Consider the following 26,094-nt stretch of genomic DNA (forward strand, 5'->3'; position numbering starts at 1 on the left):
TCAGCGTTACAGCGTTTGCAGCAGGCTCGCTAACTGGCGATTAATTACCTGCTGGTTAAATTCTGCTTCGACTTTTTGTCGGGCGTTTTGCAGCACGGGTACCAGCGTCTGGCTATCAATATCACTGAACGCCGCCAGGCGATCCGCCAGCGCCAGCGCATTGTTTTCAGGCACCAGCCAGCCGGAATGCTCAGAGGTGATCAGCTCCGGGATGCCGCTGTGTAACGTCGAGACAACCGGAATACCGACCGCCATCGCCTCCATCAGCGCCACGGGAATGCCTTCCATATCGCCATCGGCACCCGTCACGGAGGGGAGCAGGAACACATCCGCCTCGTCGAGCATGGCCTTCACCTCGTGGCTCGGCTTGAAGCCGGGCATCTCGACCACGTCTTCCAGCTGATACTGCTCTATCAGCGTGCGCAGGCGACGCTCCCACGGCCCGATCCCCAGGATGCGGTAGTGGAAATCGACGCCGCGAGCCTTCAGCTGGCGACAGGCCTCGATGGCCACGTGCAGCCCTTTCTTTTCGGTCAGGCGGGCCACGGAGATAATCTGCAGCGGCTTGCCCGGCACCTTGACCGGGCGCTGGGTGAAGCGCTCCATGTCCACGCCCATGCGCGAGACGGTAATTTTCTCGCTCGGGCACCCCATGGTTTTCAGGCGTCCGGCCCACAGGTCGCTTATCGGCAGCATCATGTCGCCGCGGCGAAACAGCTGCTGATACTCCGGGGTATAGTGGTTCAGCACCTCGCGGCTGGAGATGTCGATACCGTGGAAAATGGTCGCAATTTTGCCCTCAATCACCCCAAGCTCGCGCAGCTTCGCGGCGGTGACGCCCGCCGGGCCGAAGTGGGCGATAAAAACATCGGCACGGTACGGCCGCGCCGTTTGCCCGCAGATGGCGGAGAGGATCAGGTTGCGCGCCTCCGCCCCATAGCGCGACATGTTCAGCGCCCGCCACGTCGACGCGCGATACAGCCCGCGCAGCGTCTGGCCGGCGCGATAGCGCAGTTTGTTCATCCGCCCGCCCGGCTCATCCTGCAGCCAGCGGGTTTTCGCCTCCAGCCCATACTGGGTATACGCCGCATGGGTGTTCTGCGTATCGCCCTTTTGCAGGGCGATAATCTCCACGTCATATCCCATATCGATAAACGCGGTGATTTGGTTCAGCACAAAGGTCTCAGACGACAGCGGGAATTTCAGCAAGAAAAAACCAACCTTCATTTCCCCTCCCGGACGCGATCGAGTACGGATTTCACCATCCCAATGCCTTTTTCGCGTTCGGCTTTTACCGCCACCGCCAGACGTTCGTTGATTGCAGGCAGCTGGCCGAGCGTGTCGCCCACCATCGCACCAAGCGAACCGTCCAGCAGATGACGAATATCAACGGCCATTTCCGGCATGCCGAGCTGCTGCATAATGCCCGCTGACTTGTGTTCGTAGTTAATGGCAATCGCCGGCGTGCCGAAGTTCATCGAGATAATCGCCGAGTGCAGACGCGTGCCCACGGTCAGGTCGCAGGCGGAGAGCAGCTTGCCCATCTCCAGATCGTTCAGTTCGTCCATCACCACGTGGTAGCGGGACGGATCGTTCACCAGGTTGCGCAGGTTCAGCGCCACCATACGGTCATCCTTGTTATAGCTGTCGATACCGGTGCAGGTGGAGAGCGCCAGCACCTGGTAGCCGCTATCGAGCACGCGGTTTACCACGTCGGCAAACGCTTTCTCGTACGCCGCCTGGGTGGTGCCGAGACGTTTATCGAACGGGGCGAGTTCGCGCAGGGTAATCGCGACGGTTTTCTGTTTCGCCGCCACGTCCAGCCAGTGCCGGACCGCGTAGCTCGGCTGGAAGCTGTCGACCTGATGATCCACCAGCCAGGCGGTATCCACGCCGTGCTCCACTTTTGACGTGTCGATCTCGCTGCGCTTCATCATGTCGAGGCTGACCGATTCGCGCAGGATCAGCGCGTCGCAGTGGCCGAAGACATAGTTTGCCAGCTGGTTAAACTGCGGATCCTGGAACGGCCCGACGCTGTGGCCGATCATAAACAGCGGCTTTTTCGCCATAAAGGTGCAGAGCGCATGCTCAAACTGCGGCACGCCGTAGAGATCGACAAAGAACGAGCCGCCGACCTGAATAATGGCATCATAGCCGGACAGCAGGCGCACGAAATCGGTAAAGCCCTGCGCGATGGCGATGTTGCGCAACCTGCCGGTATCGGTCACGCGGGAGAGCAGCACCTGATGCTGGTAGCGGCGACGCAGCACCTTCTTCACACGCCCCATCACGCCCGCGGCGTTGTTATGCTGTTTCATCTGGCCGTAGAGCGGGTCGCCCATTACCGGACGGTTCAGTAACCAGGACGAGCTGACCGGATAACGGCTCATTACGTCCACTTCGGTCTCAGGCTTAAGGGTGTTAATTGCATCCAGTAAACCGCGCAGGATGGCGCTGTCGCCACGGTTGCCGCAGGTATGGTTGCCAAGAATAAGTAATTTCATAATGGCCTCTTAAATATCTAGCCTGCGCGAAGCAGCGTTTTCATTTTTTCGTTACGGCAAAACTGGCGCTTCATCTCAACCACCAGCGCGTTGCGTGACAGCACAATCATCACGCCGAAGGCCAGCGCGCCTGCCGCGACCTGCACCGCAAGCAGCGCCGCCAGCGGCAGATGGCCGCTGAGCACCACGCCCAGGCCGTAACTGACGGCAAGGGTTGGCAGCGAGAGGTAGAGCGGCAGCCACAGGCTGAGGATGTACTGACGGTAGCTGGAGCCCAGCACCGGTTTGATCATCACGAAGTAGCTCAGCACGGTATTGACGATCTGCACCAGCAGGAACCCGAGCGTCACGCCAATGGCGCCCGCCACGTGTCCGCCCACGATAATCGCCGGAATAAACAGGAAGGTTTTAAACACGTTGAACTTGAAGCTGATATCCACGCGCGCCTTCGCCATCAGCAGGGAGCCAATCGGGTTTCCCACGGAGCGCAGCAGCCCCACCACGCACAGCAGCTGGAGGATCGGGATGATGCTGTTCCACTTCTCGCCAAACACCAGCGGCACGAAGTTGCTGGACACCACCATCAGCCCCAGCAGCACCGGGAAGTTGATAATGCCCACCACGGACAGCAGCTTGTAGAAGTTGACGCGCAGCTTCTCGGTATCGTCCTGAATCTTGGCAAACGCCGGGAACAGCACGCGGGTAATGATCGGGTTGAGCTTCATCGGCGGCACGACCGCGACGTTATACGCCAGGTTATAGCCGCCCGCGACGCTCGCGCCCAGAATGCGCGCCAGCACCAGCGTGGAGAGGTTGGTATTCACATAGTTAATAATGCTGTCTGCCGTCAGCCACGCGCCGAAACGCAGGTTGGAGGAGACGGACGCCAGCGAGAAGTGCAGCCCCGGGCGGTAAATCTTGCGGCCAAAGAAGCCAAACAGCAGCGTGCGCACGGCAGAGTTAACGAGGTAGCCGAGAATGGCGGTCATCGCCAGCGGCCAGAAATGGGCGCTCACCACGGTGAAGGTAAAGCCCGCCAGCACGGCGCTGGTCTCAATCATGCCGATTTTGTTGAACTCCAGCTCTTTTTGCATCAGCGCGCGAAACTGCTGCCCGTGCGGGATCACCACAAAAGCAAACGACAGCGTGCGCATCAGCGGGGCCAGATCCGGGTTGTGCAGCACGCCGGCAATCACGTCGCTCAGCAGGAACACCAGCACAAAGACGAAAATACCCAGCCCGACGTTCAGCCAGTAGAGCGTGGTCAGCTCCAGGTGGCTAATCTCTTTGCGCTGGATAATCGAGTTGGCGATACCGAAGTCAGACAGCGTATCGGCCAGCGCGATAATCACCAGCGAGACCGTCAGCAGGCCGAACTGGTGGTTATCGATAATGCGCGCCAGCACCGTCATCTGCACCAGCCCGAGGCCGATGATGACGATGGTGGCCATGGCTGACCATTTCGCGCCGCTGATGGTTTTTTCACGTAAGCTCATCTTAGTACGCCGCTTTGTTCACGAAGCCTTTGAAAATGGTCAGAAAAACAATCTTGATATCGAACCAGAGGCTCCACTCGCGGATGTACTCCAGGTCGAACTCGATGCGTTTTTCCATTTTTTCCAGCGTGTCGGTCTCGCCGCGCCAGCCGTTAATCTGCGCCCAGCCGGTGATGCCAGGCTTCACCTTATGGCGCAGCATGTAGCCTTCAATCAGGGTGCGGTACTGCTCGTTGTGGGCAACAGCGTGAGGACGCGGCCCGACGATGGACATCCCCCCGGTGAACACGTTAATGAACTGCGGCAGCTCGTCCAGCGAGGTGCGGCGCAGGAAGTTGCCCACGCGGGTGACGCGCGGATCGTTCTGCGTCGCCTGGGTCACCACCTTGTCGTTCTCCATCACCTTCATGGAGCGGAATTTCCACACCATGATCGGCTTACCGTCCATGCCATAGCGGGTCTGACGGAAGATGATCGGCCCCGGCGAGCTGAGCTTCACCGCCAGCGCAATGCAGCACAGCACCGGGGAGATCAGCAGCAGGATCAGCGACGAAAGCACGATGTCCTCCACGCGCTTCAGCACGCGATTAATGCCCGACAGCGGCGTGTCGTACAGCGGAACAACCGGCACCCCGTTGACCTCTTCAATACGGGAGTGAAGAATGTTGAAGGTGAAGACGTCCGGGATGAGGATCACCGAGCAGGTGGTATCGGCAAGCTCGCGCATCAGCTTCTTGATGCGGGATTCATCCTTCATCTGCATGGCGATATAGACGTTATGAATTTTGCCGGCCTTCGCGTCGTCGATAAGCTGTTCGTAGTTGCCCGCCCAGTCGGACGGCACGCCGCCGGGCTTCGCGTCGTGATAAATACCGACCACTTCAAAGCCTAACCATGGCTCTTTGCGGAAGCCGTCGAGCAACACCCGGCCGACCGGCAGATCGCCCGCCACGGCAACGAAGCGGCGGTTATAGCCGCGGTTGCGCAGCCAGCCCGCGCCAAAGCGGATCAGCGAGCGGCAAACCACCATGCCAACGCTGGTCAGCAGATACCAGCAGAGATAGGTCACAAAGCGGTTATCAAAATCGTGGCTGAACGCCACCAGGCCCGCGCTGAAAATCAGGCTTAAGGTCCAGTTCTGTAGCAGCAGCATCAGTTCGGTGGTCATTTTTACGCCGCGCCATGAGCGATAGAAATCGGTCATGCCGCCAATCATCTGAAACACCACCAGCGCAATCAACGCCATCAGCAAATGCATGTAGAAGAACGACTGCCCGCTGACCCAACACACCGCCCACAGTCCGCCGACCATGATGGTGATATCAGAAAAACGCTGCACCATAGAGATTAACGATGCATTCGTTCTCGCTCGTTCGCGCTTTTTTAGATTCGTCATCGTTGTTCCTTTATTCAACCAAAACCTGGGCCCCTCACCCTAACCCTCTCCCCAGGGGGGAGAGGGAACTTGAACACCCTCTCCCCCTCTGGGGAGAGGGCCGGGGTGAGGGGTAAGGGGCCAGGCTCAGGTTTTCGTATTACTGATTCAACAGCGCCAGAATGTCCTTCGTTCGCGCTTCCATCAGCGCGGTATCGCCACGGGATTCGACGTTCAGGCGCACCACCGGCTCGGTGTTTGAGGAGCGCAGGTTGAAGCGCCACTGCGGGAACGACATGCTGATACCGTCGGTACGGTCAATCTCGAGCGCGTGAAGGGCAAAGTGGTGTTCAACGCGGGCGATGGCCTCGGCGGGCTGCGCCAGCTTGCTGTTGATCTCGCCGCTGGCCGGGAACGCCGCCATGCGGTCGCGCACCAGCTCGCCCAGGCTCTGCCCTTTCAGGCACAGCAGCTCGGTCACCAGCAGCCACGGGATCATCCCGCTGTCGCAGTAGGCAAAATCGCGGAAGTAGTGGTGCGCGCTCATCTCGCCGCCGTAAATGGCGTCTTCTTCACGCATGCGCTCCTTGATAAACGCGTGGCCGGTTTTGGACATCACCGGCGTACCGCCCGCGGCGCCCACCACGTCGACGGTGTTCCAGGAGAGGCGCGGATCGTGAATGATCTTCGCGCCCGGGTTTTTCTCGAGGAACGCTTCCGCCAGCAGGCCGACAATGTAGTAGCCCTCGATAAACTGGCCTTTCTCGTCGAACAGGAAGCAGCGGTCGAAGTCGCCGTCAAAGGCGATGCCCATATCGGCGCCGTGCTCGATTACCGCGTTGCGGGTGTCGTCGCGGCACTCCGGCAGCAGCGGGTTAGGAATACCGTTCGGGAAGTTGCCGTCAGGCGTGTTGTGCACCTTGACGAAGGTTACCGGCACGTTCAGCGCCTTGAAGCGGGCCTCAAGTGCATCGACAACCGGGCCTGCCGCGCCGTTGCCGGAGTTAATGACCAGCTTCAGCGGCTTAAGGTTCGCCACGTTGATGTAGCCCAGCAGGTGGTCGATGTACTCTTTTTGCAGGTTAATCTGCTTATAGCTGCCGCGTTTTGCGTCGTTAACCGGCGGGAAGTCGTTGGCCTCTGCCAGACGCTGCACGTCGCGCAGCCCGGTGTCGCCGCTGATAGGACGTGCGCCCTTGCGCACCAGCTTCATGCCGTTGTAGTCCATCGGGTTATGGCTGGCGGTGACTTCGATACCGCCGTCCACGCCGAGGTGGAAGGTGGCAAAGTAGATCTCTTCGGTACCGGAAAGGCCGATATCCAGCACGTCCACGCCCGCGTCCTGCAGCCCTTTCGCCAGCGCCAGCTTCAGGGATTCGCTGGTCAGACGCACGTCGCCGCCCAGCACGATGGTTTTTGGCTTGAGATATTCGCCGTACGCGCGGCCGATGCGCCACGCAATGTCTTCGTTCAGCTCTTCGCCCAGCTTGCCGCGAATATCGTAGGCTTTAAAACAGGTTAATTTTTCCATGATGACCTCTTTTTCAGGCAACGGTTGGCCCTGACCACATAATGGCCAAATTTATTTTTGTCATTCGTAGGCCCGGCAGGCGCAGTGCCGCCGGGCATGATGCGGGGTGCTACACGCGCCCGTAACGATCCTGGAAGCGGATAATGTCGTCCTCTTCCAGATAGGAGCCGGAGCGCACCTCAATTAAGTCGAGCGGAATTTTTCCGGGGTTTTCCAGGCAGTGCGTCGCCCCCAGCGGAATATAAATGGACTCGTTTTCACCCAGCAGCTTCACTTCCCCGTCGATGGTTACTTTGGCGGTACCCGCCACCACCACCCAGTGCTCGGCGCGGTGGTGGTGCATCTGCACCGACAGCCCTTCGCCCGGCTTCACGGTGATGCGCTTCACCTGGTAACGTTCGCCCGCGTCGATGGAGTCGTATTTACCCCACGGACGGTACACTTCCCGGTGAATATGGTGCTCGTGGCGGCCGTCGGCCTTGATCTTCTCCACCACTTTTTTGACGTCCTGCACGGCATTACGGTCGGCAATCAGCACCGCGTCTTTGGTCTGCACCACCACCAGATCCTTCACCCCGACCGTGGTGACCAGGCCAGACTCGGCGTAGACGTAGCTGTTTTCCGTTTTGTGGCTAATCACGTCGCCGTGATGGACGTTACCCTCCGGGGTATGCGCGCTGATCTCCCACAGGGATGACCAGGAGCCGACGTCGCTCCAGCCCGCATCCATCGGCACCACCACGGCGTCCGCCGTGCGCTCCATCACCGCATAGTCAATGGACTCTTCCGGGCAGGCGAGGAAAGAGGCTTCATCCACGCGGATAAAGTCGAGATCCGGATCCACCACCGCCATCGCTTTCTCGCAGGCGCTTAAGATATCCGGGCGATATTTTTCCAGCTCTTCCAGGTAGCGCCCGGCGCGGAACAGGAACATACCGCTGTTCCAGTAATATTCACCGCTGGCAACGTAGGCCTGCGCGGTTTCCAGATTCGGTTTTTCGACGAACTGGGCCACGTCAAAGGCCACGCTGTCGCCCTCGCCTGGCATCACGCTGCCGCGGCGAATGTAGCCATAGCCGGTTTCCGGCAGATCCGGCACGATGCCGAAGGTCACCAGCTTGCCGCGCTCGGCGTAAGGAATGGCCGCACGCACCGCGTCGCGGAACGCCTCTTCCTGCTGGATAACGTGGTCTGCCGCCAGCACCAGCATCAGCGGATCGCAGTCCGGGCTGCTGCGTTTCGCCGCCAGCGCCGCCAGGGCGATAGCGGGCGCGGTGTTACGGCCGGCAGGCTCCAGAATGATATTTTCGGTGAGTTTGTTCAGCTGGCGCAGCTGCTCGGCAACGATAAAGCGGTGCTGTTCGTTACAGATCACCACCGGGCTTTCGCACTCCACGCCGTGCAGACGGTTAACCGTCGTTTGCAGCATGGTGAGGTCGCCCTTCAGGCAAAGAAACTGTTTTGGATAAAGCACGCGGGACAGTGGCCACAACCGGCTCCCGGATCCACCCGCCATTACGACCGGATACAAAGTGGTTTGACTCATGATTTATCCCCGTATATCTGCAATAAATTGGCTCAGCACGTTCTCTTTCTCGAGCGTGCGTTCGGCATATTCACGTGCCACCGTGTTCTCTTTTGGCATGGCAAGCGCCTGCTCAATTCCGGTCACCAGCGCGGGAACCGATTCCGGCTCCACGCAAACGGCAATGCCCGGGTAGCTGTTGCACAGCTGGCCTAATTCGGTATCGGCTTCTGCCGTTATTACCGCGTTGCCGCCCACCGCCAGAATGTTGGTCAGCTTGGACGGCAGCACCGCATCCGCCGCGCCGCGTTTTTGCACCACCAGATGGCAGTCCGCCATTTTCAGCAGCGCGGGCAGCGCGTCATAAGACTGAAGCGGGAAGAAGCGGACGTTGGTCAGGCCGCGCTCGCTGGCCATTTTTTCCAGGCGCGCCTTGCCGCCGCCCTGCCCGACAATCACGAACGTCCACGGGTGTTCGCTCAGCTGAAGCGCGGCGTCAATCACGCTCTCCAGCCCCTGCTTTTCGCCGATGTTGCCCGAGTAAAGGATGATTTTATGACCATCAGGCAAACCGAGCTGCGCGCGTAGCGCCTGCGCGTCGCTTTCCGTTACGTCACGAAAGCGCGCCACTTCGGACCAGTTCGGGAAGAAGATCACCTTCCGGGCCGGGACGCCCTTCTCCTGCGCCTTGTTCATCATCGAGCGCGAGATGGTGGAGACGTAATCCACGTTGAGCAGCCCGCTGCGCTCGAAGGCGCTGGCGAGCTTCGCCACCTTGCCGCCCTTGCCCTTGCCCGCCATCCCGAGGCCGAGCATCGCGTCCACTTCATAATCCTGGATGTGCAGCAGGGTGCGCGCGCCGGAGAGTTTCCCCAGCAGGCGCATGCCCGGCGTGCAGAACAGCGTTGGCACCACGCCGATGATGCGATCCGGCTTCCAGCGACGCTGCGCCATCAGCGGGAAGAAGCTGCTCAGGGCAAAGCTGCCCAGATGAATTAAACGTTTCAGCGTCGAGGGCTGCTTCGGCACGTAGAGCGGGCAGCGCCAGACGATCGCCGCGCCCTCTTCGCGGCGATAGCGCCAGCTCGAATAGCGCTCGCCTACCTTCCACTCCGGGTAGTACGGCGGCGCGGTAATAACCCGCACGTCGTGCCCCTGGCTCGCCATCCACTCGACCATCTCGCCGGTGTATTTCCCGATGCCGGTCAGCTCCGGCGAGTAGTTGATTCCATACACCAAAATTTTCATAAGCCCGGCACTCCGGACTGACGATCTGCCAGGAAATAGGCACGACTGTTGTCGTGCACATTGTCGCTGGCAAGCAGCGCCTCTGGCGTGAGCCAGCGGTAGTCGTCATGCTGAGAATCAGGCAGACGCAGGTCTGCCTCACTCACCTTCAGGCGGAACCCCAGCACGATGTAGTGCGTGGTAAAGTCCGTGCCTGAAAAGTTATCGTCATAGAAGTGCTGCCAGACCCCGTAAAACTGGCCCGCTGCCATCGGCAGCTGCTGGCCCAGTTCCGCCAGAGTGAGACGCTTAAACGCATCGCTCAGCGTCTCATCCTTCTGCACGCGCCCGCCGGGCACGAACCAGAAGCCCTGTGCAGGACGATTGGTTCGTTTCCCCAGCAAGAACTCGCCGCGTTCGTTCTCCACGATCAAGTCAACTGAAATGAGCGGAGTGGAACGAACGATCGTGGCAAAATCTTCCTGACTTAAAAACATCATTACCCCCGGAAGCGGTGCTGGTTTTCCAGGAACCACTGGTAGGTGCTGGCCAGCCCCTGCTCCAGCGACACCTCGTGATACCAGCCCAGCTGATGCAGACGGGTCACGTCCAGCAGCTTGCGCGGCGTGCCGTCCGGTTTGGTGGCGTCAAACACCACGCGGCCCTTGTAGCCCACCACCTGCGCGATGGTCTGTGCCAGCTCGCGAATGGTGCAGTCGACGCCGGTACCCACGTTGATGTGCGACAGCATCGGCTCGGTGTTTTCCTGCCACACCTCGCGATCCAGCTCCATCACGTGAATGCTGGCCGCCGCCATATCGTCTACGTGCAGGAACTCGCGCATCGGCGTACCGCTCCCCCACACCACCACATCCGGCGCGTTTTCGGCGGTCGCCTCGTGGAAGCGGCGCAGCAGCGCCGGGATCACGTGCGAGTTGCTCGGGTGGAAGTTGTCGTGCGGACCGTACAGGTTAGTCGGCATCACCGAGCGATAGTCGCGGTTGTACTGACGGTTGTAGGACTCGCACAGCTTGATCCCGGCAATTTTGGCAATCGCGTACGGCTCGTTGGTCGCTTCCAGCGTGCCCTGCAGCAGTTCGCTTTCGGCGATCGGCTGCTTCGCCATTTTCGGATAGATACAGGATGAGCCGAGGAACAGCAGCTTGTTCACGTTGTGCAGATGCGCCGCGTGAATAATGTTGCTCTCAATCATCATGTTCTCGTAGATGAAATCCGCCGGGTAGGTGTTGTTAGCGACAATGCCGCCCACCTTTGCCGCCGCCAGATACACCTGGTCGATACGCTCGCTGGCAAAAAAGTCCTGCACCGCTTTGCTGTCAAGCAGGTTCAGCTCGTCGCGGGTGCGAACCAGCACCTCAACGTCACCGCGCTGCTCCAGCTGGCGGACAATCGCGGAACCCACCATTCCGCGATGACCGGCGACAAAAATACGTTGTTTGGTCATTCTCAGGACTCCAGCGCGATGGCAACCTCGTAGCCATGAGACTTGAGCAGAGAGTGTTTTTTCGCTGCTTCAAGATCTTTGGCCACCATCTCGGATACCATCTCCTGCAGAGTGGTTTCTGGTTTCCAGCCCAGCTTCTCGTGCGCTTTGGTTGGGTCGCCCAGCAGGGTTTCCACTTCAGCAGGACGGAAGTAACGCGGGTCAACCTGGACAATCACGTCGCCTGGCTTCACGCCCGGCGCGTCGTGGCCGGTCACGGAAACCACGATACCCTTCTCTTCCACGCCGGTGCCTTCGAAGCGCAGCTTGATACCCAGCTGTGCCGCAGCCATCTCAACGAACTGACGCACGGAATACTGCACGCCGGTCGCGATGACGAAGTCTTCTGGCTGCTCCTGCTGAAGCATCATCCACTGCATCTTCACGTAGTCTTTCGCATGGCCCCAGTCGCGCAGGGAATCCATGTTGCCGAGGTGCAGGCAGGATTCCAGACCCTGAGCAATGTTGGCGATAGCGCGGGTGATTTTGCGGGTCACGAAGGTTTCGCCGCGACGCGGGGATTCGTGGTTGAACAGGATGCCGTTACAGGCGTACATGCCGTAGGATTCACGGTAGTTCACGGTGATCCAGTACGCGTACAGCTTCGCTACCGCATACGGAGAACGTGGATAGAACGGCGTGGTCTCTTTCTGTGGAATTTCCTGCACCAGGCCGTACAGCTCGGAGGTGGATGCCTGGTAGAAGCGGGTTTTCTTCTCAAGACCGAGGAAGCGAATCGCTTCCAGCAGACGCAGGGTACCCATGGCGTCAACGTCAGCGGTGTATTCCGGAGATTCGAAAGAAACCGCAACGTGGCTCATCGCCCCCAGGTTGTAAACTTCATCCGGCTGCACTTCCTGCAGGATGCGGGTCAGGTTGGAGGTATCGGTCAGGTCGCCGTAATGCAGGTGGAATTTCGGGTTAGCCGCATGCGGATCCTGGTAAATGTGATCGACACGCTCGGTGTTGAATGAAGAAGCACGACGCTTAATACCGTGAACTTCATAACCTTTTTCCAGCAGCAATTCTGCCAGGTAAGAACCATCCTGCCCGGTAACGCCGGTGATGAGAGCGACTTTAGACATGTTTATATTCCTCTGTACTTATCAAAGTTTTTCAGTTTCAACGCGTTCGCGTATCACCACTGCGGGGTTGCCACGGCAAACTTTATTTGCCGGTAGCGATTTAAAAACGCTGCTGCGAGCACCTACAACCGTGCCCTCGCCAACAGAAACACCCGGTGCAACAAATACATCCGTTGCCAGCCAGCATTTTTCGCCGATCGCAATTGGCGAAGCGGTAATATCAAAATGCGGACTCATAAAATCGTGGCTGCCGGTGCACAAATAACACTTCTGTGAAACCACCGAATTTGCGCCAATCGTAATCTCGCCCAGGGTATATAACACCGCGTCATCCCCTACCCAGGCGTAATCCCCAAGCGTTAATTTCCAGGGGTAGGTAATTTTTACCGAAGGTCGAATGACTACGTTTTTTCCGATTTTTGCGCCAAACAGGCGCAATAAAAATGCTCGCCAGCGGTACATTATCTGCGGCGACCAGGCAAATAACGTTGCCTGTACGGCCCACCACAGCTGAACTTTAATACCGCTCCCGCCCCGAAAGCCTTTCGGCACGGAGAATCCGTTTAATTCCTGCATTACATTTCCTTATATCTCAGGCTTTGTTATATAAGGCTTTCGCTTTACCCGTCGTTTTCAGACGTAATAAATAAGATAATTCCGCCCAGAACCCCGGCACGCGTAATATTTTACGCTGCACGTTTTTTGCATCCTGGCACAATTCCAGATTATTTGAGGTTGACACGCCGCCCATCGAAAATTCAGATACCAGCCCTTTAATACGACGGAACGGATAACCAGATTTGTACAGGCTGGCGGCCAGGGCATAATCGGACGAAACTTTATATTGCAAATCGTAAGGCTGCTTTTTCAGGCCACTCATCGGGAAGAAAATAGCCTGATGGCTGGCCGGCAGGCTGTGGTAGATATACCAGCCGGGCTTCGCGCCGCGCAGCACTTTTTTCCCATCACCGAAATCAAGCAGCGCATCACCGATAAACATGGCGTCCTCTTTCTGGCGCGCGAGCTGACGGGCAAATAACGCCACGTCTTCATGGAACACGTCGCCGGAATTGAGGAAGATGGCGTAACGGCCCTGCGCCATCGCGATGCCTTTATTCATCGCATCGTAAATGCCTTTATCTTTCTCGCTGATGTAGCGCAAGTTGAACTCACCGTTGAGTTTTTCCAGAAACTCTGCCGTGCCGTCGTTCGAGCCGCCATCGACCACGATCCACTCAAAGGTGAGGCTCGGATCGCGCGCCAGGTTGCGCAGCGAGCGCCAGGTTTTTACCACCCCTTCGTAATTACGAAAAGCGACAGTAATGACGCTAAGAAACATAAATCACCTCATTTCGTCATACGCTCGTAATATTTAGCGCCTTGCGCAAAATAAACGGACAGACAATCAAAAAAGCATATTCCGGGCTAAATATTGACCCAGTGAAAAACAACGACACCGGTGTGAACAGATAAAGCTGCACGCGAAAGTTTTGGTTATCACCAAACGCGTTAATCATCATTTTGAAAACTTTAAACAGATACCACAGCGTCAACAGTACGGCGAACCAGGAAAAATAAATAATTAACAGATACAGACCATTGTCTATGGTTTTACCGACATCCGCACCGTTAAAGATTCCGAATGATGCAACATATTCGTAAAGTGAGCCGAATCTTACTACGCCATCAATATGGGTTAAGGAATAACCCACCATCACCAGTGGACCGATGATGCGATAATAGGACGAAGAGCCTTCCGTTCCCAAATCACCCAGGCGTTCTGAGATGTACGGAAACGCAAATATTACGCCCACTAAAAACACCGTCAGGGAGATAATCGCCAGCGGCAGTTTTTTCTTAATCGCCTCTTTGTTCAGGTACTGGAACACCCACTCCAGCAGGTAAAACAGGATAAACGTCATTACCCCAGAGAACGACCCAGACAGAACGATTCCTGCAAGAATCATAGCATCGGTTTTAGGGGTTTTGATACCGAACTGTTTGATGCTGAGCCAAATTGAGATTAATGCCAGAGCAAAGAACGCCGGTTCAAAATAGAGCGCCGTGGTTCGCTTGCCGCCAAACTTAATGAAGTTCAGTACATAGCTGTTACTGTATATAAGATATTTCGAAATTATTTCCATCAGGCTACTGCCGCCCGTCAAAATAATTTGCGCCATCTCCAGTGCCGCAAGCACAACAATCATCCCAACGACAATATAAAAGAACCTGAGGATTTTCCTATAATTGTGCGGCGAGATAGTTTTAAAGCGAATACTCCAGACCATGCCGATAATTATGACGATATAAACAAACAGCATGGTGGAGGTGACATATTTGCTGGCATCCAGCGACTGGCCAAAGATGTAGTTAAACGCCGTCAGGCCAAACCCGATGCCCAGCGCAATCATCAGCTTTTTAAGGTTGAGCCTGTCAACGTAAAGCAACAGCAGAACCGGCAGGAAGGTGACGATGGTGATCGGGAAACTTTCGCCGAGCTGGGCAATCTTGACGTTGACCAGCAGGTAGATCAGCGGCAGCAGCAGATAGCTACAGATTCTGATAGAACGAGACATACTCCTCCAGCATCTGTTGTCCACTGTAGGCCTTGCGGCTGCGGTTGCGGAACGATTCCAGGTCGGTGCCAAAAACGGCCTGCGCAATGTCGGCCTTCGGCATCTGCACCAGCGGCAGCACCTCGTTTTCGCTGAAGGTTTTACCGCCTGATTTCTCCAGCACTTCACGCGCCGCGTCGCTGTGGGTTGCGATGACCGGCACGCCAATAGAGAGCGCTTCGCACAGGATCAGCGGATAGTTGTCCACCCGCGAGCTGAACACCAGCGCGTCCATGCCGTTCAGGGCGCTCATCAGCTTGCGCTTGTCGGTTTCGAACCCGTGATTCACCACGTTCGCCCCTTCGAACGGGGAAAATTTACCGAAGGTGTGCAGTTCAATCCTGTCGCCGAGCGCCATCATGTCGCGCACCAGCTGCTGGTTGGTTTTGCCGTCGTAACGCAGATCGTGGGCGACGATGGCGATTTTCGGCTGGCCCGCCGTTTCCGCCACCGGCGTCAGTTCCGCCAGAATCTCTTCGGTCGCCACGTCGATACCGTTGTTAATAATCCTGCAGCGCCCTGCCCCGTACAGGCTGTTGAAGGCGTCCGCCACGTGCTGGCTTGGGGAAATAAAGGTACAGCCGAGCGCGAGCATGTCGCGGAACAGCTGACGCTTACCGTCAACCAGCTGGTGCGCGCGATCCACCTTCACCGGCGGATAGTTGCTCAGGGTCGGGCACTTCTGACAGGCGTTTTTCCAGCCTTCACAGCCGTCGGTAAAGGCGCAGCGGCCGGTCACGCTCCAGTGATCGTGCAGCGTCCAGACGAATCGGACGTCCGGCTTATGCGCTTTTACCTTGCCGCAAAACGCCACCACCTCTTCCAGATTCAGCCAGTAGCTGTGCAGCACGTGAAAGTGCAGCACAACCGGGCCGCTGGTGCGGGTAACGGTACGGTAGAGATTATTCAGGTTGCCGAACAGGTCGCGGTTAAACAGGCGGAACAGCGCAATATTGGCGATGGAGGTCAGACGCGGCGTCTGCTTCAGCACCTGCGGATAGTTATCATGGCTGACGCTTTTCTTGCCGCCTTTGCCGTAACCGTAAACAAAGCGCGACTGTAACCCTTTTTGCAGCGCGCGCTGGTGCAGATCCAGCGCTACGCCAGCCGCCCCGCCCTCGGCGAGGCGCACGTTAAATTGCAGAATGTTCATTTAATCACCTTCACGCGAGCTTTTTCGCCTACTACCAGCGCATTGTCCGGAATGCTGTCCAGCACCACGCTGCCTGCGCCAATCGTCACGTTATTGCCCACGGTAATATCACCAACGATCACCACGTTCGCGCCCAGCTCGACGTTATTGCCGATTACCGGACAGGCCAGGCTGTCTGGCCCGCGGTTGCCGATCGTCACCGCGTGGCGAATGGTGAAATCATCGCCCGCGACAACGAACTTGTTGATGACAACCCCATAACCGTGGTGAATGGTAAAGCGGCGGCCAATGGTGGCGGCAGCCTGAATTTCGTAGCCAAAAAAGCATTCGGTGATGATGCGGTAGAGCACCAGCACCGGCGCGGCCCAGAGGTTATTTAAGACATTTTTCTTGCGCCACACGGAGCAAAAGTGCGCAATGCGGTAGGCCAGAACCATGCAGCACGGGCGCAGGCTCCAGCTGTTTGCGCGGCAATCTTCCAGAAACATTATTTCCCCCGAAGTCCATCGGCCAGACGCTTGCCGTTACGCACGGACAGCAGCGTCAGCAGGGTGCGCCAGTTCATGCGCTTGTTGCGGATCTGATAGAGGGTAAAGAGCTGATACTTCCGGCTGGCACGGTCAAACTTGTCCTTGTGCTTGCGGTAAAAATGGAAGTAGCCCGAGAATTTTTTCGGTGACGAGGTGATTTGCATCTCCCCGTGGTTGATGTGCAGGATCTGCGTGGCCTCTTCCACCTTCCACGGCTCGCCGTACTCCACCACCATGCGCAGGAAGATGTCGTAGTCCTGCGCGGCCTTCAGTTCGGTATCGAACAGGCACTCCTTAAAGCGCCAGGCCCAGGTAAAGACCTGATTGCCAATAATGTTGCGCTTGTAGAACAGTCGGCGGGAATACGGCGATTTTGGATACAGCGGCAGGCTTGCCGGCTGGGAGTACACCTCGCCCTGACAGACATAGTCGTTGGCATACAAAAACGCGTGGGTCACCAGCTGCGCCTTGTGCGACAGGAAGATCGACAGACGATTTGGCGTCCATTCGTCATCGTCGTCGATGCCGGTGAGATACTGCCCTTTCGCCTGCATAATCGCCTGGTTGCGCACCGCGCACGCCCCGGAGTTGATGGCGTTGTGCGTGTACATCACGCGCGGATCGTTCAGGTCTTCGACAAACTTTTGCAGCTGTTCGTAAGAGGAGGAACAGTCATCCACGATGATAAGTTCCCAGTTATCGTAGTCCTGACGCAGCACCGATTTAATCGCGCGGATCGCCAGCTGCTGACGATTCCATGTCGGCATATAGATAGAAATTAAAGGGCGTTGTGTGGTCATATTTTCCTCCTACCCCTCACCCCGGCCCTCTCCCCACGGGGGAGAGGGTGAAAGGCCGCACCGAACAGTCCCCTCTCCCTTCAGGGGAGAGGGTTAGGGTGAGGGGTGTGGGGTGTGTTTTGTTATTTACTGTCAGACTTATATTCGTACTCGTAATAACCGTAATCCTGATAGCCCGTCGCGCGGCGGAAGATGGAGTTCAGGATCACCCCCTTCACCTCAATACCGTTCTGCTCGAAGCGGCTCAGGCTGGTTTCCACTTCCTTCAGGGTGTTCACCGCGTAGCGTGCGACCATCAGCGTGGTGCCCGCGTGGCGTCCGACCACGGCGGCATCGGTCACGGCCAGAATCGGCGGCGTATCGATCAGCACCAGGTCATAATTTTTGCTCGCCCACTCAATCAGCTGCGTGAAGCGCTCGCTCATCAGCAGTTCAGACGGGTTCGGCGGTACCTGGCCGCGCGGGATCAGGTCAAATTTCGGAATCGAGGTCGGCTTGGCGCTCTCGCTGATTTCCCCTTTACCGAGCAGGATCTCCGACAGGCCGTTAACGTTGTTGGTGCCCAGCAGCTCGTGGGTGTAGCCCTTACGCATATCGCAGTCGATCAGCAGCACGCGCTTGTTGGTCTGGCTCACCACCGCCGCCAGGTTGGCACAGACGAAGGTTTTACCAATTGACGGGCTAACGCCGGTCATCATCAGAACGTTGTTTTTGGCCTGCATCATGGCGAAGTGGAGGCTGGTACGCAGGCTGCGTACCGCTTCAATCGCCAGGTCGGTCGGGTTACCCACGGCCAGCAGTTGGCTCTGCTTGTAGCGCTTAACGCCCTTGACGGTTTTGACGCTGTCACGGGACTTCTGCCACTCGGAGAGCGGAATGCTCGCGTAAACGCTGATGCCGTTCTCTTCCAGCACCTGCGGGCTTTCGATACCGCGGTTGAACAGGGAGCGCAGCAGCACGCCGACGATAGAGAGCATCAGGCCCAGAATAATGCTGCCGAGGATAATCAGCGCTTTCTTCGGCTTCAGCACGCCAGGCTGGGTGATCGCCGGGTCAACGATACGCACGTCGCCGACGGTGCTGGCCTCGGTGATTTTCAGCTCCTGCTGTTTGTTCAGCAGCTGCATGTAGACCTGCTGGCCGGATTCCACATCACGCGTCAGGCGCACGATTTCCTGCTGCGTCTTCGGCATCGCGGTTACGCGGTCGTTCAGCTTCGCTTTTTCTTCTTCCAGGGTACGACGTTTCTCCAGCAGCGTGCGGTAAGCCGGGTGACGTTTGGTGTAGAGCTTGGAAATTTCCGCCTCTTTGAAGGTCAGCTCGTTCAGCTGCGCATCAATATTGACCATTGAGTCGAGAACCGATTTCGCCTCCAGCGGCAGGTCGACGGAGTCTTTATCCTGACGGTAAGCGTTCAGCTTGTTCTCGGCGTCGTCCAGACGCGCGCGCACTTCCGGCAGCTGTTTGCTGAGGAACGCCAGGCTTTTCGCCGCTTCCGCAGACTTGCGCTCAATATTTTGCTCAAGGTAGTTGCGGGTGATGCTGTTCAGGATGTCGCGGATTTTGTCCTTATCTTCACCGGTGAAGGTCATGCTCAGAACACCGGTGTCCTTGCCGTTTTCGGTGACGGTGAGGTTGTTTTGCAGGTTGTTGATCATCCCGAGGGTAGAGAATTTAGTAACCGTAAACTCGCCGCCCTCGTGCGCGTTGATGGCGCCTACCCTGAAGCTGACGCCGTCTTTGGTCAGCATCTGCCCCACTTCACCGCGCGCGCTGAAGCCCGCGTCGCTGGTCAACTGATACTGTTTTGGCCCCAGCACGGTAAGGGTAAAGACCTGGTCCCCTGCCCCTTTTGGTATCACGAAGTCGGTGACTTTTACCGTATCGTTACTGCGCCCCATCAGGCGATCCCAGCCTGCACCAAACACCGGGAAGGTGTTTTTCGTAACCGCAATATCCAGCCCCAGATCGTGAACCGTTTTGCCCAGCACCAGGCGCGACTGGATCAGCTGAATTTCGGCTTCCGATGCCGGTGGCTTGTTGGCCAGCGCCGAGCCGATATCCTGAACCAGCGAGTTACCGGTGTTTTGTTCAATCTGCACCAGCGCGTCGGCGCTGTAGATTGGCGTCGCGAACAGCGTATATATGACCGCCGCCACGGCAAAGACGGCGGTAATACCCAGCACCCACCATTTCGCTTCAATAACGGTGCCGACCAGGCGACCGATATCAATTTCATCACTGCCCGACGTCGGGGCGGCAGAAGCTTTTGTTTTTTCTGTCATTGTTATCCCTGCTGAGCTTTCAGTGCCTGCGCCCACTGGCGGGCAGACTGGTCTAGTAAGGTGTATACCGCCTCAAAGGCCTCGCGGCTCTTGCGATACGGATCGGGAATTTCGCGCTCACCGTCCCAGTGACCAAACAGCATCACCTTGCCGCGCATCTCCGGTGCGATATCGCACAGCGCGTGAATGTGGCGTTTTTCCATCGCGAGGATCAGGTCATATTCCCGGCACATCCGGCCAGAGACCTGACGGGCAACGTGCCCGTCGAGTGAGAGGTTATGTTCGAGGGCTACGCTTGAGGCGCGCTCGTCGGCGCCTTTACCAACCAGCGCCCCCAGCCCTGCGGAGTCGACCGTTAACCCAGGCTGGTAATTTTTCAGCAGCCTTTCAGCCGTGGGGGAACGGCAAATGTTCCCCACGCACACCACCAGAATTTTGTTAAACATCGCGGCTTACCAGGTATGAATGTCGCTCGCCGTATCCGTCATGTAGCGAACGCCACTGATGGTAGGCAGCAACTGGTTGATCAGACGGTTCCAGCGGGCAACCGGCGCGGTGGTGACATAGACCACATCGTACGGCTGCAGGCGGAACGCCGTAGCCATGACCAGGGACGTCGCGTCGGACATATCCAGCTGGTAGATGTTGGCAATCTTGCCTTTCGCATTCTCGCCCTTGATCGGACGGATCACGAAGATACCGCTGGCGTTGGAGGCGGTCAGATCGATGCCTTCCGCATTGCCCAGCGCTTCGGTCAGGGTCATACCGCTGAAGTCCATCTTGAGGGTGCTCTGTTTCTTCACTTCACCCATCACGAACACTTTCAGATCGTCGTTGCGCGGCACGTACAGAATGTCGCCCGGATAGAGCAGGCGGTTCTGGGTCAGGTCGCCGTTTTGCATCAGCGCCTGGAGGGAGATGCGCTGCTCTTTACCGTTGTGGGTGAGCACCACGTTGCGCCAGTCGGCGCCGTCGGTTAAACCGCCCGCGGCGTTGATCGCATCCAGTACCGTGAGCGGTACGTTGGTAATGGCCTGCTGACCGGACTTATTGACCTGGCCGGAGATATAGGCTTTCTGGGATCGAAACGCGGCGATATTAACGTCCACCTGCGGGTCAGCAATGTACTGCGCTAAGCGGCCGGTAATATCACTACGGATCTCAGCAAGCGTTTTGCCCGCAACATGCACTTTGCCAATGTAGGGATAGAACATGCTGCCATCGGACTGTACCCAGTTACCGGTGTCGCTTGAGCTGCGGTACTGGCCCGCAGGGGTGGTCAGTTCCGGGTGATCCCAGACGGTGACGTTAATCACGTCGCCGGGACCTACGCGGTACTGATAAGACGCAATTTCCTGGTCCAGAGACATATTTGGCTGAGCAACATTTGGACGTGGGCGTAATTGTTCCACCAGCCGTGGGGTTAATGGATACACATTCACCATTTTGTCGAGATCAAAATCAGCGTCCTGCTGCTTAATCACATCCTTGCCCATTGTTGACATATTGCTGCCGGGAAAGACCGTGCAACCACTCATCAAGGTCACAGACACCAATAATGGCATCAATTTCATTTTGGATTTCATCATTGATTATTTATCACTTTGGCAGAGTAATTATCCTGTGCAATTTAAATAAGCGCGGGTCGTGGTGACAATCAGAATGCAGTTAATCATTTAGCAATTTAACTGGCATCAGTCCTAAAAAAAGCTTATTCATCCATTGGCTATTGACAGAATAATTGAGGCTGATTCACACGCTTTCAGGCACGCTACCGCCCTTGGCTTTCAGTTACCAATCCACTGACTAAACAATGCTTTATGGATAGACACCCTCTTAATCAAGGCCATTTGCAAAATATATCAGCCACTTCGAACACGCGGCCGATAAAGAATAAACCTCGCAAAAGGCCAAAACTAAAATAGCAACAAGGAAATTTAACATTTGATGCTGGGAGAATTGTTGCAGCTAACCTAATAGCAGGCAAGGAGACAACCGTCCTAATATTGTTTTTTAAGATTAATATTAATAGCAAAGTTTTGAGGTTTTCGGATTTTCTTTATATTGACAAAACAGACGCCAAAACCATTCATTGCGATATATCCTAAATATCGTTCTTCGTAATTAAATCTTCGCAATTAACTTATTTACACCATGGGCAAATTCGGTTTTACCTTGAGGCAGCATTAAGAGAAATCTCAGCCCGGCATTGCAATTTCCCTCGGCTTTATCCATGATCGAAGTGTGACATTAGTCATATAACAGAAGGTATTGTGTTTACTATGGAATGGATTGCCGATCCATCGATCTGGGCCGGGCTGGTGACGCTGGTCGTCATTGAATTAGTGCTCGGCATTGATAACCTGGTGTTTATCGCCATCCTTGCCGATAAATTGCCTCCCTCGCAGCGCGACCGCGCGCGCGTGACGGGCCTGCTGCTCGCCATGGTGATGCGCCTGCTGCTGCTCGCCTCGATATCCTGGCTGGTTACGCTGACCAAACCCCTGTTCAGCGTGCAGAGCATGAGCTTTAGCGCCCGCGACCTGATAATGCTGTTCGGCGGGTTATTCCTGCTGTTCAAAGCCACGGTAGAGCTTAACGAGCGACTGGAGGGTAAAGACAGCGAAAATCCCACCCAGCGACGCGGCGCAAAATTCTGGCCGGTGGTGGCGCAAATTGTGGTGCTGGACGCCGTCTTCTCTCTCGACTCCGTGATCACCGCCGTCGGGATGGTGGACCACCTGGCCGTCATGATGGCCGCCGTTATCATCGCCATCACCCTGATGGTGCTGGCGAGTAAAGCCCTGACGCGGTTTGTGAACAGCCACCCGACCATCGTGATCCTGTGCCTGAGCTTCCTGCTGATGATTGGCTTTAGCCTGGTGGCCGACGGATTTGGATTCCATATTCCGAAAGGGTATCTGTACGCCGCAATTGGCTTCTCGGTGCTGATTGAGTTCCTGAACCAGCTGGCCATATTCAACCGCCGCCGTTTCCTTTCGGCGAACCAGACGCTGCGCCAGCGCACCGCAGATACGGTCATGCGCCTGCTGAGCGGCAAAAAAGAGGATGCCGAGCTGGACGCCGAATCTGCTGCGATGCTTGCCGATCACAGCGACGGACAGATATTCAACCCGCAGGAGCGGCGCATGATTGAGCGCGTGCTTAACCTTAACCAGCGCTCGGTCAGCAGCATCATGACCTCCCGCCACGACATTGAGCACGTTGACCTGACGGCACCCGAAGAGCAGATCCGCGCGCTGCTGGATAAAAACCAGCACACCCGCGTGGTGGTTACCGGCGGGGAAGAGGAAGAAGAGCTGCTGGGCGTGGTGCACGTGATCGACCTGCTGCAGCAGCAGCTTCACGGCGAGCCGCTCAACCTGCGCGCGCTGGTGCGCCAGCCGCTGGTTTTCCCGGAAGCGCTGCCGTTACTCTCCGCGCTGGAGCAGTTCCGCAACGCGCGTACCCACTTCGCGTTTGTGGTGGATGAATTTGGATCGGTGGAAGGACTGGTGACGCTCAGCGACGTCATGGAAACCATTGCCGGCAATCTGCCCAATGAAGTTGATGAGATCGACGCCCGCCACGATATCCAGAAGAACGCCGACGGTAGCTGGACCGCGAACGGCCACATGCCGCTTGAGGATCTGGTGCAGTTCGTCCCGCTTCCTCTGGACGAGAAGCGCGAATACCACACCATCGCCGGTTTGCTTATGGAGCATCTGCAACGCATTCCGCAGCCGGGGGAAGAAGTACAGGTGGGGGATTACACGATCAAAACGCTGCAGGTGGAGAGCCATCGCGTGCAGAAGGTTCAGCTGATACCGCTGCACGCTGCGGATGAAGCGGATTTTGAGGTGTAAAAAAGCCGGGTAGCGCTGCGCATACCCGGCCTTTTGAAGCGTGGATTTGCAGGCCGGGAAAGGCGAAGCCGCCGCCCGGCACAACAAACATCAAAGCTTATCCAGCAGCTTTTTCACGTCCTTGCCGGACTGAGACTCTTTATTACGGTCCGCCCAGTCATTCAGACGACGTTTCGCTTCATCCTGAAGATGCTTACGCAGGATCTGGTCGACCTGCAGGCTGTAGTTCAGCTCCTGCCATTTCCCGTAAACGCTCAGCGGGATCGGCGTCTCTTTCAGGAAATCGACAAGCTCTCCTTCACCTTCCCAGCCGGCCATCACGCGCACCTTGAAGTGGGTGTCCGCCGTCTCTTTAACCAGATCCAGCGCTCCGTTCCCGGTCAGCGCCAGCAGAGACGAGGTCCCCTGCATCCCATCCAGCGTTAGCTGACCGTTGTCGAGCGCCAGCTCGCTGGTAAAGCTGTCGAGACGGGTTGCGCTGTCGTAGTTCTCGTTCGCCTTCACGCTGCTGCTGCGCTCCACCGCCTGCTGCACCAGCTGCTGGAAGTTCAGCCCCTCCATGCGCGAGTCTTTTAGCTCCACGTGCGCCTTACCCTGCCAGCTGCGGCGGAAGGCGTCAGCATCAATCTTCGTGCCGGAGAAATCCCCCGCCAGCGTCAGCTGCCCCGTAAGGGCAATCGGATAGTTAAAGGCCTTCAGGATCGTGCCAATCTCGACGTTTTCCAGACGCGGCTGGAACGCGGCGCTGGCAACGTCGCTGCGCACGTCCAGGGTGCCCGGCAGCGAAAGGCTCCCGGCCCCCATTTTTCCGCTGAGGTCGGAGATAACCAGCAGGCCATTGCGGTTAAACATCTGGCTGCTGACGTCGGTAAAATCAATGCCGCGCCAGCGCACGGTATTGGCCTTCAGCAGAATATCGGCGGTAAACCCGCGCAGGCCGTTGTAGTCAGGCCGATCGAGATTCGAGGAGATCACCGGACGCGACTGCGTTGCCTGGCTTTGGCCCACCTGGGTGACGGAGCCATCGGACGCGTTAACCGGCTGAGGCGCAAGCAGGTTCTCCAGGTTCAGCCTGTCAAATTGCAGATCCAGCACCCAACTGGGTTTCTCTGCAAGCGTGACGCTCGCCTGTCCCTTCAGGCTACTGTCGTTGGCCTGGAGGTTGAGCGCGTTCAGCTCCAGCTGCTTGCGCTCTTCGTGCCACACCGCCTGCATGGTGCCCTTTCCGGCAATCCCTTTCGTCGGTAAGTCTGCTCCGGTGAGCTGCCAGCTCAGCTGCTGAACGTCCGCCGTCAGCTGGTGCGGGTAGTCAGACGCGTTCACGTTGGCGTTTATCGACAGGTTGAGATCCCGCTGGTTGCGGTTGATGCGCCCGGAGAACTCCATGGTGGCGTTATGGCTGGCGTCCTGCTCCATTTTGAGATTGATATTGCGTACGGTGATCTGTTCGTCGTCCTCGTGCTGGAAAACCAGCACGCTGTCAGCCACTTTCAGATTAGCAATGTCAAACGACCAGCCGGTATCGGAGGGAACGTCAGGCAGGGTGTTTTCACGCGGCGCGACCGGCGCATCCGCCTGGCGAACGGCCTCGGTCTGGGGGGTAAGCTGAATCACCGCCCCTTTCAGCATCACCTGATCCACCTGAAGCTGATGCGACAGAAGCGGAATGAGTGAGACATCAAGACGCATATTGTCCGCCGTGACCAGCGGCTGCGCGGCCCCCGGTGCGGTGAGCGACATGCGTCCTGAGAGAATGCTGAGCTGAGGCCAGACGTGCCAGCGCAGCGGCCCGTCCAGCTTGAGTTCATAACCGCTGCGCGCTTCAACCTGCCGCACCATATAAGCACGGAAGTCATTCGGATTAACCAGCAGAACTAACGCTGAAAGGCCAGCCACCAGCACCACCAGCAAAATCATCAGCGTCGTCAGAACTCTTCTCATGGCTTCCTCAGTGAACTTACAAATCAGTCTTTATCGATACGACTGGCAACCGCACCCTGCTGGTCGCGATATTTTGCGTCCTGGCGGCGGTTATAAGGACGGTCTGCCGGGCCTGTCAGCGGTTCAAAGCTCAGCGCACCGATCATCATCCCGGGACGCAGGGCCAGCGGCAGTTTACCGGCATTAAAGAACTCCAGCACGATTCGGCCCGACCAGCCCGGATCGATACGGTGCGCGGTGACGTGCACCATCAGGCCCAGGCGCGCCAGCGATGAACGTCCGTCAAGCCAGCCCACCAAATCCGCAGGCAGGGTGACGGATTCAAAGGTCACCGCCAGCGCCAGCTCACCCGGATGGAGATAAAACGCCTCTCCTTCTTCGATGACGATTTCGTCGCTCATGACGCGATCCAGCGCCGCGCTGACTTCGTCTTTCGGACCGCTCAGGTCGATAAACGGTGCCGTGTGGCCGCTGAAGGTGCGGAATTTATTCCCCAGACGCACGTCAACGGTCACGCCGTTAATACGCTCAACCGGCGGACGCGGGGTGATGGACAGACGGCCTTCATCCAGCCAGGCTTCTATATCGCGGTCACAAAGACGCATGGCACTTTCTCCTTTCGTGCATCGCGCCCTGAAGCCTTACGGGCTCAGGGCA

The 26,094-nt window shown here is 57.3% G+C and carries 22 protein-coding genes; 1 reads left to right on the plus strand and 21 read right to left on the minus strand.

All coding sequences use genetic code 11. The features are described 5' to 3' along the window. Positions 1 to 6: 6 nt before the first annotated feature. The 19 genes from wcaL to OWK27_RS10620 form a co-directional block, all read right to left on the minus strand. Positions 7 to 1,227 (minus strand): colanic acid biosynthesis glycosyltransferase WcaL, encoded by a 1,221-nt coding sequence (gene wcaL / locus OWK27_RS10530; protein ID WP_267590357.1) that lies wholly within the window; start codon positions 1,225 to 1,227, stop codon positions 7 to 9. Next, positions 1,224 to 2,504 (minus strand): colanic acid biosynthesis pyruvyl transferase WcaK, encoded by a 1,281-nt coding sequence (gene wcaK, locus OWK27_RS10535; protein WP_176609937.1) that lies wholly within the window; start codon positions 2,502 to 2,504, stop codon positions 1,224 to 1,226. The genes wcaL and wcaK overlap by 4 nt, the downstream gene beginning before the upstream one ends. 17 nt (positions 2,505 to 2,521) lie before the next feature. After that, entirely contained in the window at positions 2,522 to 4,000 is a 1,479-nt protein-coding gene (gene wzxC, locus OWK27_RS10540; protein WP_176609936.1) for a colanic acid undecaprenyl disphosphate flippase WzxC, read from the minus strand. Between the two features lies 1 nt (position 4,001). Next, entirely contained in the window at positions 4,002 to 5,396 is a 1,395-nt protein-coding gene (gene wcaJ / locus OWK27_RS10545; protein ID WP_148418232.1) for an undecaprenyl-phosphate glucose phosphotransferase, read from the minus strand. Between the two features lie 139 nt (positions 5,397 to 5,535). After that, positions 5,536 to 6,906 carry a colanic acid biosynthesis phosphomannomutase CpsG gene (cpsG, locus tag OWK27_RS10550; protein ID WP_267590358.1) on the minus strand — a complete coding sequence of 457 codons (1,371 nt, stop codon included), beginning with the start codon at positions 6,904 to 6,906 and terminating at the stop codon, positions 5,536 to 5,538. A 109-nt stretch (positions 6,907 to 7,015) separates the two neighbouring features. Then, positions 7,016 to 8,452 (minus strand): mannose-1-phosphate guanyltransferase, encoded by a 1,437-nt coding sequence (gene cpsB, locus OWK27_RS10555; protein ID WP_267590359.1) that lies wholly within the window; start codon positions 8,450 to 8,452, stop codon positions 7,016 to 7,018. 3 nt (positions 8,453 to 8,455) lie between these two features. Further along, positions 8,456 to 9,679, minus strand: a complete 1,224-nt coding sequence (wcaI, locus tag OWK27_RS10560) for a colanic acid biosynthesis fucosyltransferase WcaI (protein WP_267590360.1) — start codon at positions 9,677 to 9,679, stop codon at positions 8,456 to 8,458. Continuing rightward, positions 9,676 to 10,155 carry a GDP-mannose mannosyl hydrolase gene (locus tag OWK27_RS10565; protein ID WP_193355645.1) on the minus strand — a complete coding sequence of 160 codons (480 nt, stop codon included), beginning with the start codon at positions 10,153 to 10,155 and terminating at the stop codon, positions 9,676 to 9,678. The genes wcaI and OWK27_RS10565 overlap by 4 nt, the downstream gene beginning before the upstream one ends. Before the next feature lie 2 nt (positions 10,156 to 10,157). Next, positions 10,158 to 11,123, minus strand: coding sequence for a GDP-L-fucose synthase (gene fcl, locus OWK27_RS10570; protein WP_148418236.1), 966 nt, complete (start codon positions 11,121 to 11,123; stop codon positions 10,158 to 10,160). Between the two features lie 2 nt (positions 11,124 to 11,125). Further along, positions 11,126 to 12,247, minus strand: coding sequence for a GDP-mannose 4,6-dehydratase (gmd, locus tag OWK27_RS10575; RefSeq protein WP_003863514.1), 1,122 nt, complete (start codon positions 12,245 to 12,247; stop codon positions 11,126 to 11,128). A 21-nt stretch (positions 12,248 to 12,268) separates the two neighbouring features. Beyond that, positions 12,269 to 12,823, minus strand: coding sequence for a colanic acid biosynthesis acetyltransferase WcaF (gene wcaF / locus OWK27_RS10580; protein WP_193355562.1), 555 nt, complete (start codon positions 12,821 to 12,823; stop codon positions 12,269 to 12,271). A 16-nt stretch (positions 12,824 to 12,839) separates the two neighbouring features. Next, positions 12,840 to 13,586, minus strand: coding sequence for a colanic acid biosynthesis glycosyltransferase WcaE (gene wcaE, locus OWK27_RS10585; RefSeq protein WP_193355563.1), 747 nt, complete (start codon positions 13,584 to 13,586; stop codon positions 12,840 to 12,842). A 16-nt stretch (positions 13,587 to 13,602) separates the two neighbouring features. Further along, positions 13,603 to 14,823 (minus strand): colanic acid polymerase WcaD, encoded by a 1,221-nt coding sequence (wcaD, locus tag OWK27_RS10590; RefSeq protein WP_267590372.1) that lies wholly within the window; start codon positions 14,821 to 14,823, stop codon positions 13,603 to 13,605. Further along, positions 14,798 to 16,015 carry a colanic acid biosynthesis glycosyltransferase WcaC gene (wcaC, locus tag OWK27_RS10595; RefSeq protein ID WP_148418240.1) on the minus strand — a complete coding sequence of 406 codons (1,218 nt, stop codon included), beginning with the start codon at positions 16,013 to 16,015 and terminating at the stop codon, positions 14,798 to 14,800. The genes wcaD and wcaC overlap by 26 nt, the downstream gene beginning before the upstream one ends. Next, positions 16,012 to 16,503 (minus strand): colanic acid biosynthesis acetyltransferase WcaB, encoded by a 492-nt coding sequence (gene wcaB, locus OWK27_RS10600; protein ID WP_148418241.1) that lies wholly within the window; start codon positions 16,501 to 16,503, stop codon positions 16,012 to 16,014. Before wcaB ends, wcaC begins: the two co-directional genes overlap by 4 nt. Then, the gene (gene wcaA, locus OWK27_RS10605) at positions 16,503 to 17,345 is read right to left on the minus strand and encodes a colanic acid biosynthesis glycosyltransferase WcaA (protein ID WP_017693085.1); all 843 of its coding nucleotides are present in this window, start codon (positions 17,343 to 17,345) and stop codon (positions 16,503 to 16,505) included. The genes wcaB and wcaA overlap by 1 nt, the downstream gene beginning before the upstream one ends. A gap of 122 nt (positions 17,346 to 17,467) precedes the next feature. Beyond that, complete coding sequence (gene wzc, locus OWK27_RS10610) at positions 17,468 to 19,630, minus strand: tyrosine-protein kinase Wzc (RefSeq protein WP_176609931.1); 2,163 nt, start codon at positions 19,628 to 19,630, stop codon at positions 17,468 to 17,470. A gap of 2 nt (positions 19,631 to 19,632) precedes the next feature. Then, positions 19,633 to 20,076 (minus strand): low molecular weight protein-tyrosine-phosphatase Wzb, encoded by a 444-nt coding sequence (gene wzb / locus OWK27_RS10615; RefSeq protein ID WP_148418243.1) that lies wholly within the window; start codon positions 20,074 to 20,076, stop codon positions 19,633 to 19,635. Positions 20,077 to 20,082: 6 nt separating this feature from the next. Then, positions 20,083 to 21,219 carry a polysaccharide export protein gene (locus tag OWK27_RS10620; protein ID WP_267590361.1) on the minus strand — a complete coding sequence of 379 codons (1,137 nt, stop codon included), beginning with the start codon at positions 21,217 to 21,219 and terminating at the stop codon, positions 20,083 to 20,085. Positions 21,220 to 21,912: 693 nt separating this feature from the next. Between OWK27_RS10620 and OWK27_RS10625 the strand changes: the two genes are divergently transcribed. After that, positions 21,913 to 23,496 (plus strand): TerC family protein, encoded by a 1,584-nt coding sequence (locus OWK27_RS10625; RefSeq protein ID WP_148418294.1) that lies wholly within the window; start codon positions 21,913 to 21,915, stop codon positions 23,494 to 23,496. A 90-nt stretch (positions 23,497 to 23,586) separates the two neighbouring features. Here OWK27_RS10625 and asmA read toward each other — a convergent pair whose 3' ends face one another. After that, positions 23,587 to 25,437, minus strand: a complete 1,851-nt coding sequence (gene asmA / locus OWK27_RS10630; protein ID WP_267590362.1) for an outer membrane assembly protein AsmA — start codon at positions 25,435 to 25,437, stop codon at positions 23,587 to 23,589. Positions 25,438 to 25,460: 23 nt separating this feature from the next. Beyond that, positions 25,461 to 26,042, minus strand: coding sequence for a dCTP deaminase (gene dcd, locus OWK27_RS10635; RefSeq protein ID WP_006811250.1), 582 nt, complete (start codon positions 26,040 to 26,042; stop codon positions 25,461 to 25,463). Positions 26,043 to 26,094 lie beyond the last annotated feature (52 nt).

It is taken from the genome of Enterobacter cloacae complex sp. 2022EL-00788 (assembly GCF_026627565.1).
GTDB classification, from domain to species: Bacteria; Pseudomonadota; Gammaproteobacteria; order Enterobacterales; family Enterobacteriaceae; genus Enterobacter; species Enterobacter pasteurii.

Excerpts from the sequence above, each read along its gene's own strand:
- cpsG (WP_267590358.1), bottom strand. The coding sequence starts at position 6,906 with ATGGAAAAATTAACCTGTTTTAAAGCCTACGATATTCGCGGCAAGCTG.
- wzb (WP_148418243.1), bottom strand. The coding sequence starts at position 20,076 with ATGTTTAACAAAATTCTGGTGGTGTGCGTGGGGAACATTTGCCGTTCC.
- wcaI (WP_267590360.1), bottom strand. The coding sequence starts at position 9,679 with ATGAAAATTTTGGTGTATGGAATCAACTACTCGCCGGAGCTGACCGGC.
- cpsB (WP_267590359.1), bottom strand. The coding sequence starts at position 8,452 with ATGAGTCAAACCACTTTGTATCCGGTCGTAATGGCGGGTGGATCCGGG.
- dcd (WP_006811250.1), bottom strand. The coding sequence starts at position 26,042 with ATGCGTCTTTGTGACCGCGATATAGAAGCCTGGCTGGATGAAGGCCGT.
- asmA (WP_267590362.1), bottom strand. The coding sequence starts at position 25,437 with ATGAGAAGAGTTCTGACGACGCTGATGATTTTGCTGGTGGTGCTGGTG.
- wzc (WP_176609931.1), bottom strand. The coding sequence starts at position 19,630 with ATGACAGAAAAAACAAAAGCTTCTGCCGCCCCGACGTCGGGCAGTGAT.
- wcaC (WP_148418240.1), bottom strand. The coding sequence starts at position 16,015 with ATGAACATTCTGCAATTTAACGTGCGCCTCGCCGAGGGCGGGGCGGCT.
- gmd (WP_003863514.1), bottom strand. The coding sequence starts at position 12,247 with ATGTCTAAAGTCGCTCTCATCACCGGCGTTACCGGGCAGGATGGTTCT.
- wcaE (WP_193355563.1), bottom strand. The coding sequence starts at position 13,586 with ATGTTTCTTAGCGTCATTACTGTCGCTTTTCGTAATTACGAAGGGGTG.
- OWK27_RS10620 (WP_267590361.1), bottom strand. The coding sequence starts at position 21,219 with ATGATGAAATCCAAAATGAAATTGATGCCATTATTGGTGTCTGTGACC.
- wcaF (WP_193355562.1), bottom strand. The coding sequence starts at position 12,823 with ATGCAGGAATTAAACGGATTCTCCGTGCCGAAAGGCTTTCGGGGCGGG.
- wcaL (WP_267590357.1), bottom strand. The coding sequence starts at position 1,227 with ATGAAGGTTGGTTTTTTCTTGCTGAAATTCCCGCTGTCGTCTGAGACC.
- wcaJ (WP_148418232.1), bottom strand. The coding sequence starts at position 5,396 with ATGACGAATCTAAAAAAGCGCGAACGAGCGAGAACGAATGCATCGTTA.
- wzxC (WP_176609936.1), bottom strand. The coding sequence starts at position 4,000 with ATGAGCTTACGTGAAAAAACCATCAGCGGCGCGAAATGGTCAGCCATG.
- wcaB (WP_148418241.1), bottom strand. The coding sequence starts at position 16,503 with ATGTTTCTGGAAGATTGCCGCGCAAACAGCTGGAGCCTGCGCCCGTGC.
- wcaK (WP_176609937.1), bottom strand. The coding sequence starts at position 2,504 with ATGAAATTACTTATTCTTGGCAACCATACCTGCGGCAACCGTGGCGAC.
- OWK27_RS10565 (WP_193355645.1), bottom strand. The coding sequence starts at position 10,155 with ATGTTTTTAAGTCAGGAAGATTTTGCCACGATCGTTCGTTCCACTCCG.
- wcaA (WP_017693085.1), bottom strand. The coding sequence starts at position 17,345 with ATGACCACACAACGCCCTTTAATTTCTATCTATATGCCGACATGGAAT.
- wcaD (WP_267590372.1), bottom strand. The coding sequence starts at position 14,823 with ATGTCTCGTTCTATCAGAATCTGTAGCTATCTGCTGCTGCCGCTGATC.
- fcl (WP_148418236.1), bottom strand. The coding sequence starts at position 11,123 with ATGACCAAACAACGTATTTTTGTCGCCGGTCATCGCGGAATGGTGGGT.
- OWK27_RS10625 (WP_148418294.1), top strand. The coding sequence starts at position 21,913 with ATGGAATGGATTGCCGATCCATCGATCTGGGCCGGGCTGGTGACGCTG.